The sequence below is a fragment of the Enterorhabdus sp. P55 genome, from assembly GCF_009911695.1.
Lineage (GTDB): Bacteria > Actinomycetota > Coriobacteriia > Coriobacteriales > Eggerthellaceae > Enterorhabdus.
The window spans coordinates 1-517 of the sequence record NZ_QWKK01000321.1; the positions used below are offsets into that span (position 1 = coordinate 1).

General features: G+C 43.9%; 1 protein-coding gene. It reads left to right on the top strand.

Annotated elements, in window-relative coordinates; translation table 11 throughout:
* Nucleotides 1-517, top strand: a 517-nt coding sequence (locus D1643_RS11470) for a hypothetical protein (protein WP_160710694.1), incomplete at both ends; no start/stop codon positions are given.

Sequence of the window (517 nt, forward strand, 5' to 3'; positions counted from 1 at the left end):
TCGCATGATTAACGAAGCCAATGACTACGATGCGCGTCATAATGAAAATTTTGCACGCAATGCTCGTGGAGACCTTCTTCGTGATAGTGACGGTAAATGGGGACTCGCTGCTGATATGGGATTCCGTGAAGACGAACATGGAAATCGAGTTCCATACGCGAAGAGCCAACAAGAACGTGCAGACGAACGCATGGAAAAACGTAAACAGATGATGAAAGATCATGTTATGGGTACAAACGCACAACGTGATGCGGATCGTTTGAAATACGAAGAAGACCTTGCAAATGCGCGTGATGAGTTGCAAAAATTAGGGGTAGACATCCCTAAAACAGATGAACTCAATGCACGTGAAGTACTTAAGAACACGGTTCGCGATAAATCATTGTTGACTCCTGAAATGGAAGCTGCAGCGGGAGACTTACAAGACGCTGCCGAAAATCTTGAAGATTTAGGCGAAGCCGAAGAAGCTGCAAAATCCAAAGATCTTTTAGACAAGTTTGTAAAATCACCAGTTAAC